At 37.6% G+C, this 21149-nt stretch carries 28 protein-coding genes; 14 read left to right on the forward strand and 14 right to left on the reverse strand.

Annotated elements, in window-relative coordinates; genetic code table 11:
- Positions 1–53: 53 nt before the first annotated feature.
- Complete coding sequence (locus CZ809_RS10260) at positions 54–647, reverse strand: hypothetical protein (RefSeq protein ID WP_080157520.1); 594 nt, start codon at positions 645–647, stop codon at positions 54–56.
- Positions 644–1009, reverse strand: coding sequence for an ATP-binding protein (locus CZ809_RS10265; protein WP_268877590.1), 366 nt, complete (start codon positions 1007–1009; stop codon positions 644–646). Before CZ809_RS10265 ends, CZ809_RS10260 begins: the two co-directional genes overlap by 4 nt.
- A gap of 15 nt (positions 1010–1024) precedes the next feature.
- Between CZ809_RS10265 and CZ809_RS21180 the strand changes: the two genes are divergently transcribed.
- Together CZ809_RS21180 and CZ809_RS10270 are read left to right on the forward strand one after the other, a co-directional pair.
- Positions 1025–1192 (forward strand): hypothetical protein, encoded by a 168-nt coding sequence (locus CZ809_RS21180; RefSeq protein WP_159447948.1) that lies wholly within the window; start codon positions 1025–1027, stop codon positions 1190–1192.
- Between the two features lie 10 nt (positions 1193–1202).
- Positions 1203–1544, forward strand: a complete 342-nt coding sequence (locus CZ809_RS10270) for a helix-turn-helix transcriptional regulator (protein ID WP_080157521.1) — start codon at positions 1203–1205, stop codon at positions 1542–1544.
- A 69-nt stretch (positions 1545–1613) separates the two neighbouring features.
- On the opposite strand, the gene CZ809_RS10275 is transcribed toward CZ809_RS10270, so the two are convergent.
- The 4 genes from CZ809_RS10275 to CZ809_RS10290 all read right to left on the reverse strand — a co-directional run bounded on the left by CZ809_RS10275 (position 1614) and on the right by CZ809_RS10290 (position 4541).
- Entirely contained in the window at positions 1614–2402 is a 789-nt protein-coding gene (locus CZ809_RS10275) for a hypothetical protein (RefSeq protein WP_080157524.1), read from the reverse strand.
- Positions 2403–2605: 203 nt separating this feature from the next.
- The gene (locus CZ809_RS10280; protein WP_080157525.1) at positions 2606–3241 is read right to left on the reverse strand and encodes a uracil-DNA glycosylase family protein; all 636 of its coding nucleotides are present in this window, start codon (positions 3239–3241) and stop codon (positions 2606–2608) included.
- Positions 3242–3341: 100 nt separating this feature from the next.
- Positions 3342–3770, reverse strand: a complete 429-nt coding sequence (locus tag CZ809_RS10285; protein ID WP_080157527.1) for a hypothetical protein — start codon at positions 3768–3770, stop codon at positions 3342–3344.
- 213 nt (positions 3771–3983) lie between these two features.
- Positions 3984–4541 (reverse strand): site-specific integrase, encoded by a 558-nt coding sequence (locus tag CZ809_RS10290; protein ID WP_235865897.1) that lies wholly within the window; start codon positions 4539–4541, stop codon positions 3984–3986.
- 335 nt (positions 4542–4876) lie between these two features.
- Here CZ809_RS10290 and sbcB point away from each other — a divergent pair, with 335 nt between their 5' ends.
- From sbcB to purT, 7 genes are all read left to right on the forward strand, one after another.
- Positions 4877–6298, forward strand: coding sequence for an exodeoxyribonuclease I (gene sbcB, locus CZ809_RS10295; RefSeq protein WP_080157529.1), 1422 nt, complete (start codon positions 4877–4879; stop codon positions 6296–6298).
- A 165-nt stretch (positions 6299–6463) separates the two neighbouring features.
- The gene (locus CZ809_RS10300) at positions 6464–6988 is read left to right on the forward strand and encodes a hypothetical protein (protein ID WP_080157531.1); all 525 of its coding nucleotides are present in this window, start codon (positions 6464–6466) and stop codon (positions 6986–6988) included.
- Between the two features lie 118 nt (positions 6989–7106).
- Positions 7107–7451: a CidA/LrgA family protein gene (locus CZ809_RS10305; RefSeq protein ID WP_080157533.1), complete on the forward strand. Its 345-nt coding sequence runs from the start codon at positions 7107–7109 to the stop codon at positions 7449–7451.
- On the forward strand, positions 7448–8134 hold the full coding sequence (locus CZ809_RS10310) for a CidB/LrgB family autolysis modulator (protein ID WP_080157535.1): 687 nt from the start codon (positions 7448–7450) through the stop codon (positions 8132–8134). Before CZ809_RS10305 ends, CZ809_RS10310 begins: the two co-directional genes overlap by 4 nt.
- Positions 8135–8349: 215 nt before the next feature.
- Positions 8350–9237 carry a cytidine deaminase gene (cdd, locus tag CZ809_RS10315; RefSeq protein ID WP_080157537.1) on the forward strand — a complete coding sequence of 296 codons (888 nt, stop codon included), beginning with the start codon at positions 8350–8352 and terminating at the stop codon, positions 9235–9237.
- A 132-nt stretch (positions 9238–9369) separates the two neighbouring features.
- Complete coding sequence (locus tag CZ809_RS10320; protein ID WP_080157539.1) at positions 9370–10245, forward strand: DMT family transporter; 876 nt, start codon at positions 9370–9372, stop codon at positions 10243–10245.
- 162 nt (positions 10246–10407) lie between these two features.
- On the forward strand, positions 10408–11583 hold the full coding sequence (gene purT / locus CZ809_RS10325; RefSeq protein ID WP_080157541.1) for a formate-dependent phosphoribosylglycinamide formyltransferase: 1176 nt from the start codon (positions 10408–10410) through the stop codon (positions 11581–11583).
- A gap of 77 nt (positions 11584–11660) precedes the next feature.
- On the opposite strand, the gene CZ809_RS10330 is transcribed toward purT, so the two are convergent.
- Positions 11661–12299, reverse strand: a complete 639-nt coding sequence (locus CZ809_RS10330; protein ID WP_080157543.1) for a thiopurine S-methyltransferase — start codon at positions 12297–12299, stop codon at positions 11661–11663.
- A gap of 103 nt (positions 12300–12402) precedes the next feature.
- On the opposite strand from CZ809_RS10330, the gene CZ809_RS21315 reads away from it, so the two are divergent.
- The gene (locus tag CZ809_RS21315) at positions 12403–12696 is read left to right on the forward strand and encodes a hypothetical protein (protein ID WP_080157545.1); all 294 of its coding nucleotides are present in this window, start codon (positions 12403–12405) and stop codon (positions 12694–12696) included.
- A gap of 82 nt (positions 12697–12778) precedes the next feature.
- On the opposite strand, the gene CZ809_RS10340 is transcribed toward CZ809_RS21315, so the two are convergent.
- The gene (locus CZ809_RS10340) at positions 12779–13072 is read right to left on the reverse strand and encodes a hypothetical protein (protein WP_005367981.1); all 294 of its coding nucleotides are present in this window, start codon (positions 13070–13072) and stop codon (positions 12779–12781) included.
- 238 nt (positions 13073–13310) lie between these two features.
- Here CZ809_RS10340 and CZ809_RS10345 point away from each other — a divergent pair, with 238 nt between their 5' ends.
- The gene (locus CZ809_RS10345; RefSeq protein ID WP_080157547.1) at positions 13311–13718 is read left to right on the forward strand and encodes a nitrous oxide-stimulated promoter family protein; all 408 of its coding nucleotides are present in this window, start codon (positions 13311–13313) and stop codon (positions 13716–13718) included.
- A gap of 147 nt (positions 13719–13865) precedes the next feature.
- Here CZ809_RS10345 and CZ809_RS10350 read toward each other — a convergent pair whose 3' ends face one another.
- Together CZ809_RS10350 and CZ809_RS10355 are read right to left on the reverse strand one after the other, a co-directional pair.
- Positions 13866–14234: a spore gernimation protein gene (locus CZ809_RS10350; RefSeq protein WP_080157549.1), complete on the reverse strand. Its 369-nt coding sequence runs from the start codon at positions 14232–14234 to the stop codon at positions 13866–13868.
- Between the two features lie 79 nt (positions 14235–14313).
- Positions 14314–15003: a pseudouridine synthase gene (locus CZ809_RS10355; protein WP_080157551.1), complete on the reverse strand. Its 690-nt coding sequence runs from the start codon at positions 15001–15003 to the stop codon at positions 14314–14316.
- A 347-nt stretch (positions 15004–15350) separates the two neighbouring features.
- Here CZ809_RS10355 and CZ809_RS10360 point away from each other — a divergent pair, with 347 nt between their 5' ends.
- Positions 15351–16124, forward strand: coding sequence for a class I SAM-dependent DNA methyltransferase (locus CZ809_RS10360; RefSeq protein WP_080157553.1), 774 nt, complete (start codon positions 15351–15353; stop codon positions 16122–16124).
- Positions 16125–16223: 99 nt separating this feature from the next.
- Here CZ809_RS10360 and hpf read toward each other — a convergent pair whose 3' ends face one another.
- Positions 16224–16613: a ribosome hibernation-promoting factor, HPF/YfiA family gene (hpf, locus tag CZ809_RS10365; RefSeq protein ID WP_045040496.1), complete on the reverse strand. Its 390-nt coding sequence runs from the start codon at positions 16611–16613 to the stop codon at positions 16224–16226.
- Between the two features lie 487 nt (positions 16614–17100).
- Between hpf and CZ809_RS10370 the strand changes: the two genes are divergently transcribed.
- The gene (locus tag CZ809_RS10370; protein ID WP_080157555.1) at positions 17101–18462 is read left to right on the forward strand and encodes a phosphatidylserine decarboxylase family protein; all 1362 of its coding nucleotides are present in this window, start codon (positions 17101–17103) and stop codon (positions 18460–18462) included.
- A 50-nt stretch (positions 18463–18512) separates the two neighbouring features.
- Here the strand turns inward: CZ809_RS10370 and CZ809_RS10375 are convergent, their stop codons facing one another.
- Both CZ809_RS10375 and CZ809_RS10380 read right to left on the reverse strand, forming a co-directional pair.
- Entirely contained in the window at positions 18513–18887 is a 375-nt protein-coding gene (locus CZ809_RS10375; RefSeq protein ID WP_080157556.1) for a hypothetical protein, read from the reverse strand.
- 112 nt (positions 18888–18999) lie between these two features.
- On the reverse strand, positions 19000–19521 hold the full coding sequence (locus CZ809_RS10380; RefSeq protein WP_080157558.1) for a hypothetical protein: 522 nt from the start codon (positions 19519–19521) through the stop codon (positions 19000–19002).
- A 557-nt stretch (positions 19522–20078) separates the two neighbouring features.
- Between CZ809_RS10380 and CZ809_RS10385 the strand changes: the two genes are divergently transcribed.
- Positions 20079–20306, forward strand: coding sequence for a hypothetical protein (locus CZ809_RS10385; RefSeq protein WP_080157559.1), 228 nt, complete (start codon positions 20079–20081; stop codon positions 20304–20306).
- 59 nt (positions 20307–20365) lie between these two features.
- Here CZ809_RS10385 and CZ809_RS10390 read toward each other — a convergent pair whose 3' ends face one another.
- Positions 20366–20962 (reverse strand): sugar O-acetyltransferase, encoded by a 597-nt coding sequence (locus tag CZ809_RS10390; protein ID WP_080157561.1) that lies wholly within the window; start codon positions 20960–20962, stop codon positions 20366–20368.
- Positions 20963–21149 lie beyond the last annotated feature (187 nt).

Below are 21149 nucleotides of genomic sequence, written 5' to 3' on the forward strand. Positions count from 1 at the left end.
ATACAGTGCACATTGATACAATACTTACAATTCAATTATATTGATTTTAATAATCAAACGACAAATTTAGACTCTATACCTTCCCTTTCAACTTGCTCTTCCATCGCCATAACTGCCACCGTCCGATTCTCTAGCAACCAAAGTATCAACAAACTCAACACCACGTTATAACGCTTAAATCGGCTATAAGTAACAGGAAGGACTTGAGCAAAATACGCAAAGCGAGTTTCTTGAGTCCATACAATACGACCCGCTTTACAGCATTGGCACTTACAACGATTGCGGTTCTTATCCACCACAATCGCACTACCATTACACTCTGGACATACTTGGCCATTCTGTTGAGTCGCTTCAGCAATCGCAGTCGCACATAACGCTGTTAATGCCTTTTCAGGATAAACACCGCGCCAATCTTCCATTAACCGTAATATTTCACCCCTGGTCGCTATTTGTAGCTGTTTAAGTGCATGAACATCTCTTAGCCCTTCAACAAACAGTACCAACCACCCTACTGGCGATTCATGCCAACATAACCCGACTACCGCCAATTGTTCTTCTGCAGACAATAACGCTTTACCACCACCAGACTGAGGATCGTAGTTAATCCCTTTAATCGCAAATTTACTCAACAGGGTTTCGATTCTCATGCTGGTTGTGTTCCTTTGTTAATTCTAAAACTGGACCAATTAAACGTTACCCACTTAACGTCTTCCATAATGCGGTCGACAGCTGCGCGGCCTAAGGTTGTTATAAGTTCATCACTCTGAAGGTTGGTAATCACCCCTGTTGGTTTTTCTAGGGTATAACGTTCATCAATGATGCGGTTTATCATTACTCGCTCGTTATTGCTGTTGTGCTGAACGCCCAATTCATCTATCACCAGCAAATCGACATTACTCAGAAAACGAATAAGTGCTGTTTCACTGGTTGCTGAATCTTGACGGTAAGTATCACGAAATTTAAGCATCAACTCGGCAACGGTGATCACCACTGCTGATCGGTGATCCATCGTATTCATGGTGAGATGGAACAAATCAAACAATCACTAGGTACTTGCCAACATTGTGGTGAGTCATTACAGGAAGGATGTGCAAAATTAAAGGCAGGAGGCTTATTTAAAGGTGATGCCCGTTGCTGGCACACCATGAATCGGGTTCGTATTTCTAATTTTGTTAGTACAACATGCGAATAAGGAATCAAACATGTTCGATTACAACAGCTACCCTACTGTAAACGTCTCATATACCACAGAAAATAGCTTAAACGTGACACCGTCACACTATAAAAGTAAACAGGAAAAGCAACTACCAGATTCACCGCCACCAGCAAAAACTTATGCTGAACTTAATGAGCAATCAACACATCTTTTAATTAGTCACATTGAAGTTTTAGAGATGTTTCAAATCACAAGCCGAGCAACAATTTATAAGTGGCGACAAACACGCGGGTTCCCTGAACCAATTACACTAATGCCTTTGCGTTGGTTACGTTCGGCCGTTGAAGAATGGAAAGATAATACCAGTCGGTTTGGAAAGCGGTTTTAGAAGCAAAGCGATCTTGGAGAGAGATCGCTTTGTTTGTATTAGGTTGACTTATAATTATACAAAAATGAGTTAGTTCTTCTGGTCTATTATCAAATTCGCTCTTTCCTTCATGCTTATACCACCAGTAATATTGACTGAATTCCTGATACTACCGCGATTAACTAAAAGAGTTCTAACAATTCTCACTATTAAAGGAGCGCTTACAAATACAATTAAACCCTGTAATGCGCTTCCGATAACAGGAACTATATCAACAAATATAAATACAGCAATGAACATCACGAGAAGTTCAGTATCGTTTGTAGTTGATTGCTTATTATCATAACTATAATCAATATTATCAATGCCTCTTGGAATACATTTCATTTCATCAACTTTTTCTAAGTTAACCAAATAAGTAATAGATACGGACTCTGAATTCTCCAACCTATCTATTGAATGTACTTCATCCTGAGTATCATCATTAATTTTACGCATGACAGAAATAGAAGAATTGCTTGGTTGAACTGATGACTCAATGACCTGTGCTATTTTGGGAATTGTAAATAATAGTGACTGGTTATTGATAGCTGAAGCGCCAATATTAGTCACCTTTACTGAGTAATAACATAAATTTCTATATTCTTTAGATTTATATGAAACTAAAAGGGACTCGTTATCTATGCCACTTTCATCCGCTGATAGATCAAACTGGACAATGTTAGTTACCACTTGAAGCTTTTTCCTCAATTTGCTTTGATATCGACGCTTTAGATACAAAGTAATCATTGCACTTAAAATACTAAATATAACAGTAATAGCGAATATACCAGCACCAGAAAACACCCACTCTCGATTTGACAGTAACCACTCTTGCACGAAATCTAACCTCTAAAATATCAATATATCTGAATAATACTGACATTATAAATCAATCACTTACAAATAAAAATAAAATACAAATCAAAACTTGAATAGCAAAGCTGCATTAAAATGTGAACAATGTTATCACCGAAATAAAACAAATACGAAACCAAACCTTGAACTGAAATACCACGCGTTGCTAATCACTCTAAAATACTTTAGCTGCTACGTAATAATTTATTCTCAATACTATGCATTAGAACAGTTTTAGGAATATTCAAATCATTCCACTTATTAGGATTATAGTTTGATAAATACTCCTTTTTGGAGTACGAAGGATGACTTGTAACAAACCAAGGCATACCTAAATTATCAACTTTTTTGATAACTTCAATAATCTGGGTTTTAAAAGCACTACCACATGCTATAAGCACCGGAGAGTTGGGGTACTTAGAATGAATTTTCTCAAGTTCCTCAAACAACTGATATTTATAATTCTCCCACAGCTCAAGGACTTTTTTGTCCTTCTTAGCTCTATGGCCTTTCAGGCCTAAGTCCGCTTGATATCTAACAAGGTTAGTCAAGTAAATACCAGCCTGAGCAAACTTTGAATAATTGGTTTCATAAGAATAATCACCAATATTTGAGCCTAACATTCCGCTACGGACTAGGTTGTTAAAGATTTTAGTACCTGTATTTGAGACAGATGGAAACCCGAAAAGCACTTCATCATATGAGGGAGATTCACAAATAATAACTATTTTAATTGGAACTTCACCATCATTTGGAAAATTAGTATTAATGGGAGGAAGTCCCCCTTCTGTATGTACTTCTACTTCAAAAAATCGACTCATTTTAATTTCCCACGAAAGTAACTAACGCCGCATTAAGCAAACTAAAATAGTTAGCTATAATGTGTAGCTAAGAGGAGCCTAGCCAACTGTTTTAGTCTGTTTAAATACTTTGACAATTTTTTTCCAAATAATCATTCAAATTCATTTTCATAAACTGGTTATATGTTTCATTTGTTACGTCAGAAATTAATAGTTCTTTTGAAATTGAGGTTTTGGATAATATAGGGAATTTAGTTAGAAGAGGCTGGGATATTTCACCATATATTGGTAACTCAACTTCATCAAATTGATCTGCAGTTATATCAAATATAAAACCATCGACCTCAAGCCAATAGTGACAATAGTTATTAGTATCTTCACCTTTGACATAAATAACCTGTGACGAAGGATATTTCTCTTTCAACATCATCCCTAATAAAATTGATGCACCTTGACAACTGTTTTTAGGAAAAGAACGAAATCCTTGCATATCAATTTCATCTTTATAGGTTTCACAAAAAATTCGAATACATTTTGATAGATTGATCATAAATGCCCCAAAGAAATAACAACAAATAGAAAAATAAAACATCCATCTTTTAGTGAAAATAAAAAATTGATTTCATTTTTATTAAGAATATTTAATTATACCTGAACAAATGCTAAATCACGTAACTCTATATGAATGAGTATTTTTTTTAAAATGATAATAGGTATTCTGTGTTAACGCCAAACCAACCATTAGAATAAAAAATCAATCCACCTACTTCAAATAACTATCTAGCTTCTCAGCATACAGCTCATACCCTTCTAACTGGTCTTTCAACCAATCATGTTTGTTATAAACCGCTAATACCCCACCTAGCTCATGACCAAGCATCTTCTCAACTACATGTGGCATTACACCGAGTTCTGATGCACCGGTGGATAGCGAACGTCTAAAATCATGAGTACGCCAATCTTCAATGGGTAAACCATCTCTAATTCTGCGGATATAACGGTTAGCTGCTGAAATAGCAATCGGCTTATCAAGATCGCCACCAGGGAAAAGCACATCATCATAAGTTGCCATTACTCGCTCTAATATCGCTTTTGCTTTAGTTGGGATTGGGCGTCTTATTGGCGTATTGGTTTTACTTAGTTCTTTCGGTACCGTCCATATACCCGCTTCCATATCAAAGTGGCTACGACGCGAAAGCCGCAACTCTGAAAGACGATTGCCCCACAACATAGTTAGTTGATGCAACGCTTTATTGGATGAGCTGGCGCGACTGCGTTCGATGGCCAACCAAATCATGCTGAGTTCTGAAAACGTTGGCACTCGAGTACCGACTTCAGGTGCTTTACCTACGTGTTGTCGTTTAATACGGTCTAAGTCGATTTTTTCAATAATGAACTTGCTCTTACAGCAATAACGATACCACTACTAATAACCTCTACAACACGAGGATAGTAGATTCCCTATCGCCCTCGCGGGCATTCACTGTAGATAATGACGAGGGGGACGCTTTATTTTCCCTAAAAACTTGCCTCTGTTAGGTTAGTTACGGGATACTTAGCTTTATAACGTATTGCTTTAAGAAAATATTAAGTTGATATGCAGCGTGTCATGGATTGCGGTAACTTAATATTGAGCCAACGGCTTTTGGGAAAACTATGAAAAAAACCAACGAACCAAGCTTATACTGGATTGATTACGAAACCTTTGGTGCCAGTCCAGCGAATGATCGCCCTTGCCAGTTTGCAGGGGTGCGTACCGATATGGAAATGAACATCATCGGTGAGCCTTTGGTGATCTATTGTAAGCCACCAGCCGATTACCTACCTTCACCTGAAGCATGTTTGATTACGGGGATTACGCCACAAGAAGCAATGGAGAAAGGCTTATCAGAGCCTGAGTTTATTGCGCAAATTCATACAGAGTTATCAAAGCCAAATACCTGTGTTATTGGTTATAACAATGTTCGCTTTGATGATGAAGTTACCCGTTATACGTTATACCGTAACTTTTATGACCCTTATGGCTGGGCGTGGCAAAACGGTAACTCTCGTTGGGATTTACTCGATATCATGCGTACTTGTTATGCATTGCGTCCTGATGGCATTAACTGGCCAACAGATGATGAAGGTCGTCCGAGCTTTAAGCTTGAGAAGCTCTCTATCGCCAATGGCATTGAACACGCGAATGCCCATGATGCTATGGCTGATGTATACGCCACGATTGAACTGGCGAAGATTTTAAAGCAAAACCAACCTAAGCTGTTTGATTACCTGTTTGAGTTGCGTCATAAGCGTAAATTACAAGATCTGATTGATATTGTAGATCTCACCCCGATTGTGCATGTATCGGGTATGTTTGGCACTGAATGTGGCAATACCAGTTGGATCGTGCCGATGGCGTGGCATCCCGATAATAAAAATGCGGTGATCTGCGTTAATTTAGCCCAAGATCCGACCCCATTAATTGAACTTGATGCTGATCAACTGCGTGAGCGTTTATACACTAAGCGTATCGATCTTGGTCCTGATGAGTTACCCGTCCCGATTAAAGAAGTGCATTTAAACAAGTGTCCTGTGCTTGCCCCTGCCAAAACATTAAAAGCAGAAGATGCAGCGCGACTCGGTATTGATCGTGAGTTATGCCTTAAAAATTTGGCGTTATTAAAGCAGCACCCTGAAATACGGGCTAAATTGCTGGAAATGTTCAGTGTTAAACGTGAATACGCCAATAGTGATAACGTTGATACCATGCTTTACGATGGTTTCTTCTCAACCGCTGATCGTTCTACGATGGATATTATTCGTGAAACTGAGGTTGATTCGCTGGCTACATTGGAAATCAATGTTGAAGATGAGCGTATTAAACCGCTGTTGTTCCGCTATCGTGCGCGAAATTACCCATTAACACTCACCTATCAAGAACAACAGCGTTGGAAGCATCATTGCCAAGATTTCTTTGAAGAGAACATGACCAAATACATGGAGAACTTTGAAGCAGCGGCGCTCGATTGTCAGTCAAATGAGCACAAAATGAAGATCATGAAATCACTATATGACTATATTAGTAAATTGATGTAATTCATAATGTTACATATTTAAAAATACAATAAGCTCATCACAGGAATCTTGTGATGGGCTTTTTTATTATTAATGAGATCTGTTATTTGATGATTATCGTAATTCCGTCAACACTTAATGCTATCGAGTGAGGTTGTGTTCGAAGGGCTTACAAGTAGGTGGATAATGACAACGAAAACGGCAATAAAATGCTATCGCTTTGAAGGTATTGATTTTATTCCTGAAGATAGGCTACTTCGATGGCATGATAATCAACAAACTTTGTTAACTAATGACGAATCCCGTTTTTTAGCCTCTCTTTGCCATCTTGCGGGAGAAGTTGTCAGTATTGAGTCGGTCTATCGTTATACCTTCACCTACCCCAATGCATACGAAGATAGCGGAGATCATCATTATGATCTCAATATTCTATTATTATCACTGTCTAAAAAATTACTTCGCAATGGCAAAATGGCGATACCTATCTATATTATCCCTAGTTATGGCTTTCGCGTGTCATTACCCAATACCGCAGCAGTGCGTAATGAAACACCTGCATTAAAAAAAGCACCGTCATGGTCAAACATCGCAAAAAAGCACACCAGAAAACCGTTCCCTTTGGGAATAAAGACTAATTACGCAACTATTTGCACCTTAATAATCATTACATTTACACTACTGCTTGGTGGGTACATTTTGACAATCCAGTAACATTAATGCTTGTTTTATCAACAGAAACCAATATAGTTCATTAACCGCCATTAATTAGTGTGACAATTATCATGTTTATTTGTATGATGATTGGAAATATTTAAGAGTCATACCATCCATGAATTATATACGCTCATTTGCTATCGTCATGATCTGTTTCTTTTTAGGACAAGGCATTCAGCACTGGTCTGGATTACCGGTTCCTGGCAGTATCATCGGCTTATTTATTCTTTTTATTGCTCTTGTCACTGGCATTTGTCGTGCAGAGTGGGTTGAAAGTACCTGTAATTTATTAATTAAACACATGGCATTGTTATTTGTACCTGTTGGTGTTGGTTTAATGAATTATTTAGGTGTCATTGAAAATAACGCAGCGATCATTTTTGCAAGTACCCTTGGCAGCACCGTTATTGTGTTAATTGTTATTGGCCTAGCGGTACACCATAAGGAGAAACAGTCATGATTTGGTTAGTGGCAACCTTAGTCTGCTTTTATGTTGCACGTTATTTAGCAATGAAAATTAAAAATCCTTTTTTCAACCCTCTTTTAATCACGCTTATTGTTATGATTTTGGCCTTAAAATGGTTGGAAGTGCCTTATCAGACCTATTTTGCACAAAATGAAGTGATTAACTATTTATTAGGTCCTGCGGTTGTTGCATTAGCTTTCCCGCTATATCAACAAATTGGGCTTATTCGCAGTAAGTGGAAAACCATTTTAACCTCTTGTTTTGTCGGTAGCGTGTTATCAATGACCTTTGGTACTGCGATTGCTTTTTCAATGGGTGCGGATGCTCAACTTGCAGCAAGTATTTTACCTAAATCTATCACTACCCCTCTTGCAATGGCGGCTTCTCAGCAAATTGGAGGGATTCCTGCGATTACCTCTGCAATGGTGATTATTGTGGGGTTATTTGGTGCGGTATTAGGTTATCCGATCATGAAATTATTCCGCGTGAAACATCCACTAGCAAAAGGCTTGTCAATTGGTACGGTGTCACATGCATTAGGTACAGCAAAAGCCGTAGAAGAAAACTATCAAGAAGGTGCATTTAGTTCTTTAGCTTTGGTTATTTGCGGCATTATGACCACCTTATTAGCCCCACTGATGTTTCCTCTACTATTACGTATTTTTGGACATGCTTGATCAGCAATAGCACAGTTGAGCACAAAGCATACAAAACGGTCAATTTTTACTAAGTCATTGAAATATTGTATGCTTTGTTACAGAAACAAGTGTGACGCCACTCTCAGTAATGTAATAGGTGTAATGGCAAAACCAACAGTGTGATCAAGATCACTTCTAACTCATTGTGATTCACATAGAATGTTTTGCCATAAACAATGAAGGAGTAACACCCAATGTACGCACGTGTTATAAAAGCATTAAGCTTATTACCTGCTGAATTGGCGTCAGCTTTAAAGCCTATTATCGAAGATTCAAATTTCGACTCAACGATCAGTCCTGAGCAATTCGAATGTTTATTATCAACAACGCACATGACTGATACTGAACTTCGCTTGGCCCTCCTTCCTCTTGCTGCTTCCTATGCTGTAGTCCCTATTTCTAATTTCTATGTTGGTGCAATTGTACGTGGCACATCTGGCCGCTTATATTTTGGTGCTAATATGGAATTTGAAAACGCAAGCATGGCTTGTACTATTCATGCTGAACAATCTGCCATTAGCCATGCATGGATCAAGGGCGAAGTGGGCATTAAAGATGTCACTATTAACTACAGTCCTTGTGGTCACTGTCGTCAGTTTATGAATGAATTAACATCAGCGAACGACATGATGATTCAACTGCCACAACGCGAACCCATGACACTGCAACAATATTTACCTGATTCATTCGGCCCGCTAGATTTAGGGGTTAAAGATGGTCTATTAAGTGATTTAAATAATGGTATTTGCATTGAAGAAGGTTCAGAGCTTGCGATCAGTGCGTGTAATGCCGCTAACCGTTCTCATGCTCCTTACTCAAAGAACTTCAGTGGTGTTGCATTAAAAGCACAAGATGGCCGTATCTTTGAAGGTATGTATGCAGAAAATGCAGCATTCAACCCAAGTTTACCTCCACTGCAAGTTGCATTAATTAATATGAATATGTCTAACTATTCATTGTCTGAAATTGCAGAAGCGGCACTGGTAGAAAGTGCAGAAAGTAAAATTAGTCAATTAGCACGTACACAAGCATTATTAGAAGCACTGAATCCTGATATTCAACTAACATATGTTGCTTATTAAGTCGGCAATTGATTTGAATATTCTAAAAAGACCGCCTCACTGGCGGTTTTTTATTATCTAAACTTGATCAATGTTGGCTATCAAACATCAAAAGCGTATTATCTCGCCACCTATTATTAGAAGCCAATGACAATGTCTCAAACACACAATCCTTTGAAAGGAGCAGCATGGATGCTCACGGCTGGGCTCGCGTTTGCTATCGTAAACAGCTTAGCTCAATACCTTAGTATCAAAATGCATGTTCCTTCCACGTCTGTTGCGTTGATCCAATACTTTATTGCATTAATCGCTATGTTTCCTTGGCTACGTACATTAGGTATTCGTCAATCGCTTAAAACCAACCACTTTTGGTTACACTGCTTACGGGTGTTTTTTGCGGTTATCGGTATCCAGTTATGGCTATGGGCATTAGCCTACCCTGTCCCTATTTGGCAAGGTATTGCGCTACTAATGATTTCCCCACTATTTGCAACAATCGGTTCAGGGCTCATTCTAAAAGAAACTGTCGGTAAAGCGCGTTGGTTGGCAACATTAGGCGGTTTTGTTGGTGCCATGATTATTCTTGAGCCATGGTCTGAAGATTTTAACATCGCGACATTATTGCCTGTAGGTGCGGCTTTTTTCTGGGCGGCTTATTCATTGATGGTGAAGAAGCAATCTAGCCATGAATCACCAACCACGATTGTGATGTACCTGCTCATTCTAATGACACCGTTCAATCTTATTTTAGCTGCGCCTGACTTTACGATGCCAACAGTGAGTTTTAGCTGGTGGTTATTAATTATTGCGGGCTTATTAACAGGCTTAGCGCAATGGGCAATCGCTAAAGCCTATGCCGTAGCTGATGCTTCTTTTGTACAACCTTTTGATCACGCAAAATTACCTTTAAACGTATTAGGTGGATGGTTAGTCTTTGGTTGGACACCACCAGGGCGATTATGGCTTGGCGCTGGAATTATTATTCTTTCAGTTGCTTTTATTACCCATTGGGAAAATCGCAAAAAATAATCATTTAAACCGCTTATGATAAGCGGTTTTTTTTCGCTTTCCGTTCTTCAATTATGAGATTCCTATCAAACACCCACTAAAAGCAAACGATTGCGCAAACATCAAAATAAGGTATGATTAACGGCAGATTTCACCTTTAATGACAAATCGTAAGGAATTTCAATGTTTGGTACAGCTACTTGTTCTGATGCAACCCGTGTATTACTGCTTGGCTCTGGTGAGTTAGGCAAAGAAGTTGCTATTGAGTGTCAACGTCTTGGTCTTGAAGTGATTGCTGTTGATCGTTATGAGAATGCACCAGCAATGCAAGTAGCCCACCGTAGCCATGTGATTGATATGTTAGATGGTGATGCACTTAAAGGTATTATTGCCCTTGAAAAGCCCCATTTTGTTGTGCCTGAAATTGAAGCAATTGCGACAGATACTTTAGTTGAACTTGAAAGCCAAGGTGTCAATGTCGTACCCACCGCTAACGCGACTAAACTGACCATGAATCGTGAAGGTATTCGTCGTCTTGCCGCTGAAACCTTAGCCATTCCAACCTCGCCTTATGAATTTTCTGATCAATATGCCGATTTTGAAGCCTCAGTGCATCGTATTGGCATGCCGTGTGTTGTAAAACCGATCATGAGTTCATCAGGCAAAGGTCAAAGCGTGATTAAAACTGCCGCAGACATTGAATCAGCATGGCAATACGCACAAGAAGGTGGACGTGCAGGTGCAGGCCGAGTGATTGTTGAAGGCTTTGTCGATTTTGATTATGAAATCACACTTCTCACAGTACGCGCGGTTGATGGAGTGCATTTCTGTGCGCCAATTGGTCATCGTCAAGAGGATGGCGACTACCGCGAGTCGTGGCAACCACAGCAAATGTCAAAGGCAGCCTTAACAGCGGCTGAGGATGTTGCTCAGAAGGTTGTGAATGAATTAGGCGGTTATGGCCTCTTTGGCGTGGAATTGTTCGTTAAAGGCGATACAGTGCTGTTTAGCGAAGTATCCCCTCGCCCACATGATACTGGAATGGTAACCCTGATCTCTCAAGAGTTATCTGAATTTGCATTGCATGTCCGTGCCTTTTTAGGCATGCCAATTACCACGATTACACAGTATGGGGCATCAGCTTCTGCGGTTATTCTTGCTGAGGGTATTTCTACCAATATTCGATTTGATAATTTAACCGCCGCGTTATCTCGCCCACAAACGCAAATAAGACTGTTTGGCAAACCTGAAATCAATGGTCGCCGCCGTCTTGGAGTTGCGCTTACACGCCGTGATAACATTGATACAGCTATCACTGATGCCATTGCTACAGCAGCAGACGTTAACATCATTCTGTAGCCTTAGCGGCGCAATTAAAGACAATAAAGGCGTCACATAGACGCCTTTGTTTTTCCAACTACGCTATTACTCGTTTATTAAACGTCAATTAGCCATACTTCTTCAGCAAAACGCTCAACACCACGCTGACGACGAGGATGGGTGGCATCCGCTTCATCACGCTCTAAGTGGGTTATTTTACAACCACTGAATAACGCTTCTATTTCAGTTCTAGGCACTGAGAATGGAGGTCCATCCATTTGTGGTTGTGGATAATCTAAGGTTACTAATAAAATACGCCCACCAGGTTTAACCAACTGCAATAAACGCTCAACATAACGTTCACGCATTGATTGTGGCATCGCAACCAATGCCGCACGATCATATACCACATCAACCGGTGCAACAGGAACGGTAAAATAGTCCCCTTGGTAGATTGTGATCTCATCAAATGAATACACGTGCTCACAGCCGATCCCGGTGACTAATGGCGTGTAAAGATTCTCAGCAAAAAAAGCTTTTACAGCAATATCACTCAGTTCAATCCCAACCACATCGTTATGACGCGCCGCAAGCCAAACTAAGTCTTCTGATTTGCCACACATTGGTACTAACACGCGATCATCACGTTGAGCATTCACCTGTGACCAGTATTTTATTAATAATGGATTAACGTCGGTTAAGTGAAAACCAATTCGATCTTCAGCCCAACGGCTATGCCAAAATTCAGCGTCCATGTATTACCTTCTTTCTTTATATATTTTTTATTTGGCATTAGTTGACCATAAGTCGCTATTGAGACTCAAGGGTTAAGTGTAGATGAAGTAGGAAAAACAGGAAGTGCAGGAAGTGCAGGAAGTACAGGAAGTGCAGGAAGTGCAGGAAGTGCAGGAAGTGCAGGAAGTGCAGGAAGTGCAGGAAGTGCAGGATAGACAAGCGAAACAAGACAAACAAGGCAAACAAGGCAAACAAGGCAAACAAGGCAAACAAGGCAAACAAGGCAAACAAGGCAAACAAGGCAAACAAGGCAAACAAGGCAAACAAGGCAAACAAGGCAAACAAGCTAATTCAGGTAAATATGTTGCTTATAATAATCAACAAAAAAGGGATGCCATAGCATCCCCTTTTTATTGACCACGCTGATAGCTAGATCAAAAATCTGTTTTTCAATTTTTCTATCGGAGAGTCATTGAATAACGATTGGAAGCCACTCAGGTTATGAAATTCTGAATAGTTTAATCGAATCACGACGAACCGTTACGCCACGGAAAGTTACTGGCTCTAACAACGTCATTAGTTGCTTAGAAACAAAAAACTTACCGCCATAGCTACGATCACCGCCACGATTAACCCAATCAGCAAATTCATCAGCCAGACTGAACATTGAGTTACCGACTAATAAAACTAGAACTTTAGCAACTTCGCTATCGTTCTGACGGTTAAACTCTGCGTCACGAACTTTCTTACGATATTCGTCGACAATTCTTTCAAGGCACTCAAATCTGCTCATATACACCACCATAAAAATCGAGGCGTGGATACTACTGCTCAACTCCCGTTAAATCAAGCCATCTCAGCATGTTTCTTGTGTTTCATCATTAAATTTTTCACTTTAATAACATTATTAATACTTATCACTAAAAAAATTCGTCTTTATCTTCATTTTTTGTCATTTTGATAAAGTTTTATTTAAAATACATCTTTATACGAGTTAGAATAATTCCTTTTACTCATAGTGGTCATAAAACATGAATAAAGAAACTGACTTTCGTCTATTAGGTCGGCTTGACAGTGAATTTAAGACGATAACCGCAATGATTGATATTTATTGTGCAAAACATCATCAAATCAATACTCTAAAATTTCAACGATGTAATAATTGTGACCAATTTAGAGCTTACGTAAAACAGCGACTTGATCGCTGTCCTTATGGAGAAAATAAACCCAGTTGTAAGCAATGCCCTATCCATTGTTATAAGCCACAACAAAAAATTATGTCACAAACGATTATGCGCTATTCAGGCCCTAAAATGATCGTTAAGCATCCAATAATGGCCATTAAGCACTTAATTCATGATAAAAAAACGATACCTGAACGTAACAAAGAAATGCTCTCTAACCATCAAAAAAGAAAAGCGTTACTAAACAAGAAATAAAAGAGACAAACGCCCGCTAATAATAATTTCTTTGTCATTGATGATGATATTTAAAAGCCAAGATATTTTATGATAAGTGTGGAGATAAGACAGAGGCAGTCCTTATGTGTCTAAAGACTGCTTCAGAAATAGCGCGAGGAAAGCTATTTAGTTACGGTAAAAATCAATGACTTCAATTTTTACTGGGGTATTCTTTTTCGTTAGTTCAACTGTAAATTGATCTTCATCGACCACTTTAGCATCTTTAGCGCCTTCACCCACAACGCTCACCCCTTCAATTTTGGTGTAAAGCTTAGTGTAATCATAATGCATAGTTACCGTTACTTTAGTCGGCGCTGTCGTTGATAGTTCAAAAGTACAAATACCAGTTGGACAGAATACATCAATATCATCAGGTGATGTGACCGATACAGTATCAACATTTTTAACAGGCGTTGCTGTAACCGTCGGTTCACTACACCCTGCTAATAACATTGTTGCTGCCACCACAATAAAACCTAATTGACTTTTTTTCACAGATTAATCCTCATTTAATTATATATGTCGTCATACCTATCTAACGTAAGCGCTTCACAACATATATTGAATGTATTCATTATGGGTTGAGATCGTTAATTTCATCAACCGTTAAATAACGCCATTGACCTTCATCAACATCTAACGTTACGCAACCAATGCTCTCACGATGCAAACCTACCACTTTGTTACCAATACTGGCAAACATGCGTTTCACTTGATGAAATTTACCTTCAGTGATCGTTAATAGCACTTGTTTATCATCAACGATAGTTAATATTGCTGGCGCAGTTAACTGCGGTTCACCTTGCAACTTAATTCCTTTAGCAAACAATATCTTGGCACTTATATCTATCGATTTCCGAAGGTGTACGCGATACACTTTTGGGCATAATTTATTAGGCGAAGTAATATTAAATGACCATCGACCATCATCAGTAATCAAGACTAATCCTGTGGTATCTGCATCTAATCGCCCCACAATATGCAGTTCTTGTGGTCGTTCTATATCAATATAATTGAAAAGTGATGGGTAAACTTCGTCAATATTAGAACAAATTGTTTGCGCAGGTTTATTCATTAATAGATAACGAAATGGGCGAGGGAAAAGTTGCTTACCTAAAAATATTACTTCATTATTTTCATGAACTTGAGCTGAAATATCAGAGATCACGTTGCCGTTAACCTTAATATCACCCTCTTCAATATGAGCAATAGCTTGTGCTTTCGTCAATGCTGTACTTTTACAAATAAATTTATCAAGACGCATAAAAACATCGCTATTTATAAAGCGATTATTATCCTTGTCCGTCAGCAATAAGCAACTGTTAGACGGATATTTAATCTCTCACTATGAAACCTTTATGATAACGATTATTCATATTTACTTACATCACACAGCACTTAAACAGTACCCTGCTGCATTAATCTCGAACACTTAATTTTCCGCCCATCTAAATATACCCACACAGAATAAAATGCGATCTATCTCAATAATTTTATTAATTTACAAAATATTGTTTGTCGCAATAATAAAGCTAGGCTAATATCGCGCAACTTTGGTAATACTGCAATTACCATAACCAAGATAATCTCTTTATAATCATTAGGTTAATAATGTCTTATAACGCTTTATACACTGATTTGTCTGGCTACTATGATTTAATGTGTGCTGATATTGATTACCAAGAACAAAGTAATTGTGTCCGTAGACTCCACCAGCTATTTGGCAATCAAGGCACACGTTACCTTGATCTTGCTTGTGGTACTGGTCCTCATGTTGAACATTTTATTGGTTATGGTTATCAAGCAAGTGGCTTAGATATTAATCAACCAATGCTGAACATTGCTCAACAGCGTTGCCCTCAAGCAACATTTGTTCAGCACGATATGTGTAACTTTACTGTTGATGCTCCATTAGACTTAATTACTTGTTTCTTATATTCGCTGCATTACAACGCCAATATTGAAAAGCTGATGCAATGTATTGAAAGTGCATATAATGCCTTAGCTCAAGATGGTGTTTTTTGTTTCAATGCCGTTGATAAAGATAAAATCGATAACAACTCTTTTGTTCGCCATACAACTGAATTTGAAGACAGCCATTTTATGTTTCAATCAGGCTGGAATTACTGTGGTGAAGGAGAGCATCAACAATTACAACTTCACATTGAAAAAACAAGTGACAATGTAACGCAATCTTGGCGTGATAATCACCCAATGGTGGCAATCAACTATGCTCAATTACAGCAGTTATTAGCACCCTTTTTTGATGTGACCATGTTTGAACATAGCTACGACAAAATAGTGCCTTGGAATGGCCGTTCTGGTAATGCTATTTTTGTGTGTGTTAAAAAAGAAAACGTCATCATCAATCAACAAGCCGCATAAAAAAACCTCGATCAATATAACTTGATCGAGGCTTCATTTGCTTAACTAATAATAATATTACTGTGCCGTATTGTTATAACACAACACGTTAAAGCGCTATTATTTTTCGTTTTCAGCAATAACTACATCGGCAGCAGCTTCTGCTGACGCTTCTTCTTCTTTAAGGAAGTTTTCTTTGTCACGTTCATTTAATTCAGAACGGTGAGCAAGTGGCTTCTCTTTTTTCTTGATGATTTGGCGTTCTAAACGAGCAAATGCAGCGCTTAGTGCTTCACTTAATTCTTTTTCATCAGCAGATGCTTCAATATCACCTACGCTAGTCTTAACCGCAATCTCGACAATAAATTGACGGCCTGGTTCTAGCTTCATAAATACATTACGGCTATGGAAAGCCACTTGGAATTTATCAAATTTAGCAAACTCAGATTCAATATGAGCTTCCATGTAGTCAGGTAATTCAAAACCTTTAGCAGTTACTTTTAAAGTCATTTTTTTATCCACCAATAATTTATTAAGTTATTTATTGTTTGTGCTATTAAGATGAACCTAAATTAAAAAACAAAACGTGACATAGATCACGCTTTCAAATCATAGCTATTGAACATATATTTAATAAAACCTGTTAAATCAACTACAAACAATCACAAATAGTGCAAAAAACAATCACAAACAAAAATAACTGTTCATTAAAAATACCATTTATCTATCTTTCTATCTCCTTGGTTTTTCTGAAAAAAAATATTTAAATAAAATTAGATCTAAATGATTGATCTGGTCTATGTTTTATCTCACTAATGTTTAAATCTTATTTAATTACCTATTTATAATAATTGATTACATAAATTTGAGTTTTAACCTTGAGGTTTTAGATAATGACTTAAATAGATAGTACGGCTAATGTGATTGCATCATATATATTTAATATGTGATTTATGCTTTAGCGTTTTTAAATTTAAATTATCATTGGTATAGAATTATGAATCAGACATACCCTCTATTAAAAGGCAATTGGCTTCCTAAAAATAAAGCCCATGTTGCAGCTTGGATTAAAGATTTAAAAACTCGTACGCATTTAACATCTAATACTATTGCTCAGCCTATTATCGATTTTAAAGAATTGGTAGAGAATGACCCTACGCTACTACGCCTTTCACAAGATATGTTTAGTGAAGCTAAAAGCCACAAAGAATTAACGCCTTTAGAAACACCAGAGGTGAATGACTTTGATGAATTTTTAGTTTTACTGAATCATATAATGACGCAAGCACCAGAGTGCACTGAGTTTTTAGATCCTAAAACAGGCGCACTTGAACCATGTGGTTTAATTGGTTTCCCTATTAATGCGCTACTTGATTGGCCAATGGCAACAGATTCAGGTTATGCGTTCTTTGCAAACGAACTTGTTAACCAACAATTTAAGAAAATTCTGACTTACTGGAGTTTATACCTTTCATCTCCAGCATCACGCTCAGTATTAATTGAAAACCATCCAGATCGCACACCAAAAGTCTTTGGTTGGTTAAGTGATAACGCCCAAAAAGAAATGGTCACTGTCGCTTGTCAGGCAGAAGCCAGTGATTCAGAAAATCATGATAAGCCGTTTGAGCATTTCTTTAACTGTGATCCAACAGATCAACACTATGGTTTTAAATCATGGGATGACTTCTTTACTCGTACATTTAAAGACGGCGTAAGACCTATTGCTGAAGGTGATGATGTTATTGCTAACGCCTGTGAGTCAGCACCATTACAGGTTGTTACCAACGTCGCTAAATCTTCAAATTTCTGGCTTAAAGGTCAACCCTATTCATTAGAAAACATGATGGATTTTGATCCACTAGCTGAACAATTTGTTGGCGGTACAGTTTATCAAGCATTCCTTAGTGCATTAAGCTACCACCGCTGGAACAGTCCAGTAACGGGTACTGTTAAAAAGACTTACATGGTTAACGGCTCATATTACTTAGGTAACCGTTACCAAGGCTTTAATAACCCAGACGGTGCCGACGATAGTGCGCCTAACAATTCACAACCATTCTTAACTGCGGTTGCGACACGTGCTGTTATCTTTATTGAATCAGATAACCCTAACATTGGCTTGATGTGCTTTATTGCTATTGGTATGGCTGAAGTGTCTTCTTGTGCTGTGACTGTTGAAGAAGGCCAACATATTAATAAAGGTGATGAACTTGGTATGTTCCACTTTGGTGGTTCTACACACTGCCTAATCTTCAAACCAGAAGTAGAGCTAGAGTTTGATTTCCACAATACAGCACCAGGTCTTGATGCAAGCAACATTCCAGTATGTTCTCGTATTGCGACAGTAAAGAATAAATAGTACTGCTGATAAGACAAATACTAAGGCAGCCTCATTTCAGGCTGCTTTTTTTATGCTTTAACTTGCCAACCCGAACGCGTTTTAATAAAGATGACTTGCTGTTGGTTGCTACTGATATCCCCTGCTTTATATCGTCCATATTCCATAGACAATGCATGCAAGCCTAAACCTGAGTCTTGAGTATCTTTACTGATCACATGGTTTTCTTGATTTTGAATAAATCGAATGTCGTAACTCACTTCAGCGACATATTGATCATATTTTTTATAACCACTAACTTTAACGAAATTATCAACAGTTAAGATTGAACTCGCTTTTGAGGACTGTGCTGCGGAATAAAAGGCGTGTTCTAATATGGTGTCATTAGGTATTTCTGTACACCCAGCGAGAAAAGGAATCATCGCTATACCTATATGTTTGTTCATACCAACATCCTTTGTCATTAACAATAAGAAACAGATATCATATTAAGTGACGTTATCTATAATGACAAAGGAAAAACAGCGTTATACTCATTTTCTGTGTTACAGACACCATTTATAATGCAGCAACACGACGGGTTTCTTTTACCCAATGGTTTATCAATTTACCGATAGCTTCTGTATTTGCGTATTGGTGCCTATCACCCATGATCTCGACACAACTTATATTATGCTTACCCGCAACGGCTGCTGCGATTTCAGCGTATGATCCAAAAGGATCGTGGTTTTCTTGAATAATCAATACCGGCTGACCTTTTTCATCCAGTGCTGGCAATAAATCATGTTCGGATTCAGAAAATAGACTCCATGCCACACCAATCAAGACTAACCGATCCCAGCTAATGGTATTTTGTGCTTTAAGGGTAATTAATGTCCCTATCGATTTAGTAATCACTACATCAAAATGCCCTGATGGTAAATAAGTTAGTTCTTTATCAACGCTAAAAGCTTGTTCATTGTCCCATGCTGCAAAACGATGCATTTCGACTTGCTCTTGACGCCACTGCGTTGCTGATAATATTTTAAATAACCACGATTCAGTAATTGGCATTTTTCCCGGTATCGCTAAAATCTTCATTATTTATCCTTAGTTAGACTTACCATACAAAAAACTAATAATATAATAGTCTTGTTTATCCATTAAGGAGTCACTCAAAAACGCAATATAATTGTTAATTGACATCTATCAATAAATGACCATATAGAGGGAATTATAACTAGATAATTTGTAATTTAAGTATTTCAGAATAGAATTTAAAAACTACTGAATATTGTTTTTATAATATAAGTACGATATATGTTTTTTATTTATGATATCTAAATTAAACTACAATATAAATTTTCCACTAGTTTGATCACACAAAAACAATTTAAAATACAATTAAGCAGACTAAATTAATTATATTTTCATTTCAGGCCTGATTGATAATTTATTAGAATGAAATATTTTAATATATTCCTATTCCTTATGTATTATTTTAAATGATATATAAGAAAAATATTTAAATACTATTTTTGTGATTATAAACCTTTAAATATAGACTGTAGTTGTCTACAATTCGCCGAGTCACACTAGGTGATTGTTAACACCCATAAGCATTACCTTAAAAATATAGATATCAAAGGATTAATTTCATGAGTAACATGCCTCTTAATGGTGTTTATCGTGCTGTTTTTAAAGCAAATATAGTAATGAGCCAGTCATTACTACAAGATCGATTTCAAATTAGAAAAGATCAGCGACATATCACATTAGAAAAAGTAAAAATGCTCGATAAAAATAGTCAAATAGAACCAATATTAACCGGTGACTCTTCTGATATTTATAAAAAAATTCAAGAAATAATATTCTCGATTCAATAACAGATCGTATTTTTATATTATGCAGATCTTATTTATATTTATAACTACCATTAATTTGTTTAATACCTTTTCTCTTTATAAAAATAAATTTTATCATGCTCATTAATTTCACGACTAACATTACACGGGTTTCCCATCGCAACCACATTGCTTGGAATATCCCTTGTCACAATACTACCTGCACCAATGACGGTATTATCACCAATTGAGATACCGGGTAAAATTACACACTGAGCACCGATCCAAACATTATTTCCAATTGTCACCGGAATATTAAATTGTGTTACCTGCTGACGTCGCAGGGGATCAATAGGATGCCCTGCTGTTGCTATAGTCACATTCGGACCAATCATGACATCATTACCAATATAAATATGAGTATCATCAACCAAGGTTAAATTGAAATTCACGTACACATTTCGACCCAAATGGGTATGTTTACCCCAATTTGCATGCAAAGGCGGCTCGATATAACATCCCTCACCTACTTCAGCAAACAATTGCTGCATCAGTTGAGTACGTTTTTCTATTTCAGAAGGTCGAGTATGATTAAAATCATAAAGCACTTCTAAACATGCTAATTGTCGTTCTGCAAGAGCATCATCACAAGCATAAACTTGTTGGCTATGTAATTTATCTTCAGGATTAACTATCATTATTTAATTTATCACCTTGATATTGTTAAATTAAAACTAACACAGCCGAGCTTGATTGCTCTAATAATACTGGTGTAATTAGTATCAAAAATAGAGAAAGATCACTCAATTCTTTTTCCGCATTTTTTGTTGCAACTTGATACATAAAATCACATGCGAACCCCACCCATCTCAATTACAATCAGCA

Origin of the sequence: Photobacterium piscicola (assembly GCF_900166965.1) — a bacterium.
Lineage (GTDB): Bacteria > Pseudomonadota > Gammaproteobacteria > Enterobacterales > Vibrionaceae > Photobacterium > Photobacterium piscicola.

Bases quoted from the DNA above. Each gene is read 5' to 3' on its own strand.
- purT (WP_080157541.1), top strand. From the start codon at position 10,408: ATGTTTGGTACAGCTACTTGTTCTGATGCAACCCGTGTATTACTGCTT.
- CZ809_RS10300 (WP_080157531.1), top strand. From the start codon at position 6,464: ATGACAACGAAAACGGCAATAAAATGCTATCGCTTTGAAGGTATTGAT.
- CZ809_RS10280 (WP_080157525.1), bottom strand. From the start codon at position 3,241: ATGAGTCGATTTTTTGAAGTAGAAGTACATACAGAAGGGGGACTTCCT.
- CZ809_RS10320 (WP_080157539.1), top strand. From the start codon at position 9,370: ATGTCTCAAACACACAATCCTTTGAAAGGAGCAGCATGGATGCTCACG.
- CZ809_RS10265 (WP_268877590.1), bottom strand. From the start codon at position 1,009: ATGGATCACCGATCAGCAGTGGTGATCACCGTTGCCGAGTTGATGCTT.
- CZ809_RS10360 (WP_080157553.1), top strand. From the start codon at position 15,351: ATGTCTTATAACGCTTTATACACTGATTTGTCTGGCTACTATGATTTA.
- CZ809_RS10270 (WP_080157521.1), top strand. From the start codon at position 1,203: ATGTTCGATTACAACAGCTACCCTACTGTAAACGTCTCATATACCACA.
- CZ809_RS10310 (WP_080157535.1), top strand. From the start codon at position 7,448: ATGATTTGGTTAGTGGCAACCTTAGTCTGCTTTTATGTTGCACGTTAT.
- CZ809_RS10330 (WP_080157543.1), bottom strand. From the start codon at position 12,299: ATGGACGCTGAATTTTGGCATAGCCGTTGGGCTGAAGATCGAATTGGT.
- CZ809_RS10340 (WP_005367981.1), bottom strand. From the start codon at position 13,072: ATGAGCAGATTTGAGTGCCTTGAAAGAATTGTCGACGAATATCGTAAG.
- CZ809_RS10355 (WP_080157551.1), bottom strand. From the start codon at position 15,003: ATGCGTCTTGATAAATTTATTTGTAAAAGTACAGCATTGACGAAAGCA.
- CZ809_RS10285 (WP_080157527.1), bottom strand. From the start codon at position 3,770: ATGATCAATCTATCAAAATGTATTCGAATTTTTTGTGAAACCTATAAA.
- CZ809_RS10370 (WP_080157555.1), top strand. From the start codon at position 17,101: ATGAATCAGACATACCCTCTATTAAAAGGCAATTGGCTTCCTAAAAAT.
- CZ809_RS10305 (WP_080157533.1), top strand. From the start codon at position 7,107: ATGAATTATATACGCTCATTTGCTATCGTCATGATCTGTTTCTTTTTA.
- CZ809_RS21180 (WP_159447948.1), top strand. From the start codon at position 1,025: ATGGAACAAATCAAACAATCACTAGGTACTTGCCAACATTGTGGTGAG.
- CZ809_RS10375 (WP_080157556.1), bottom strand. From the start codon at position 18,887: ATGAACAAACATATAGGTATAGCGATGATTCCTTTTCTCGCTGGGTGT.
- CZ809_RS10390 (WP_080157561.1), bottom strand. From the start codon at position 20,962: ATGATAGTTAATCCTGAAGATAAATTACATAGCCAACAAGTTTATGCT.
- CZ809_RS10260 (WP_080157520.1), bottom strand. From the start codon at position 647: ATGAGAATCGAAACCCTGTTGAGTAAATTTGCGATTAAAGGGATTAAC.
- CZ809_RS10380 (WP_080157558.1), bottom strand. From the start codon at position 19,521: ATGAAGATTTTAGCGATACCGGGAAAAATGCCAATTACTGAATCGTGG.
- sbcB (WP_080157529.1), top strand. From the start codon at position 4,877: ATGAAAAAAACCAACGAACCAAGCTTATACTGGATTGATTACGAAACC.
- hpf (WP_045040496.1), bottom strand. From the start codon at position 16,613: ATGACTTTAAAAGTAACTGCTAAAGGTTTTGAATTACCTGACTACATG.
- CZ809_RS10385 (WP_080157559.1), top strand. From the start codon at position 20,079: ATGAGTAACATGCCTCTTAATGGTGTTTATCGTGCTGTTTTTAAAGCA.
- CZ809_RS10345 (WP_080157547.1), top strand. From the start codon at position 13,311: ATGAATAAAGAAACTGACTTTCGTCTATTAGGTCGGCTTGACAGTGAA.
- cdd (WP_080157537.1), top strand. From the start codon at position 8,350: ATGTACGCACGTGTTATAAAAGCATTAAGCTTATTACCTGCTGAATTG.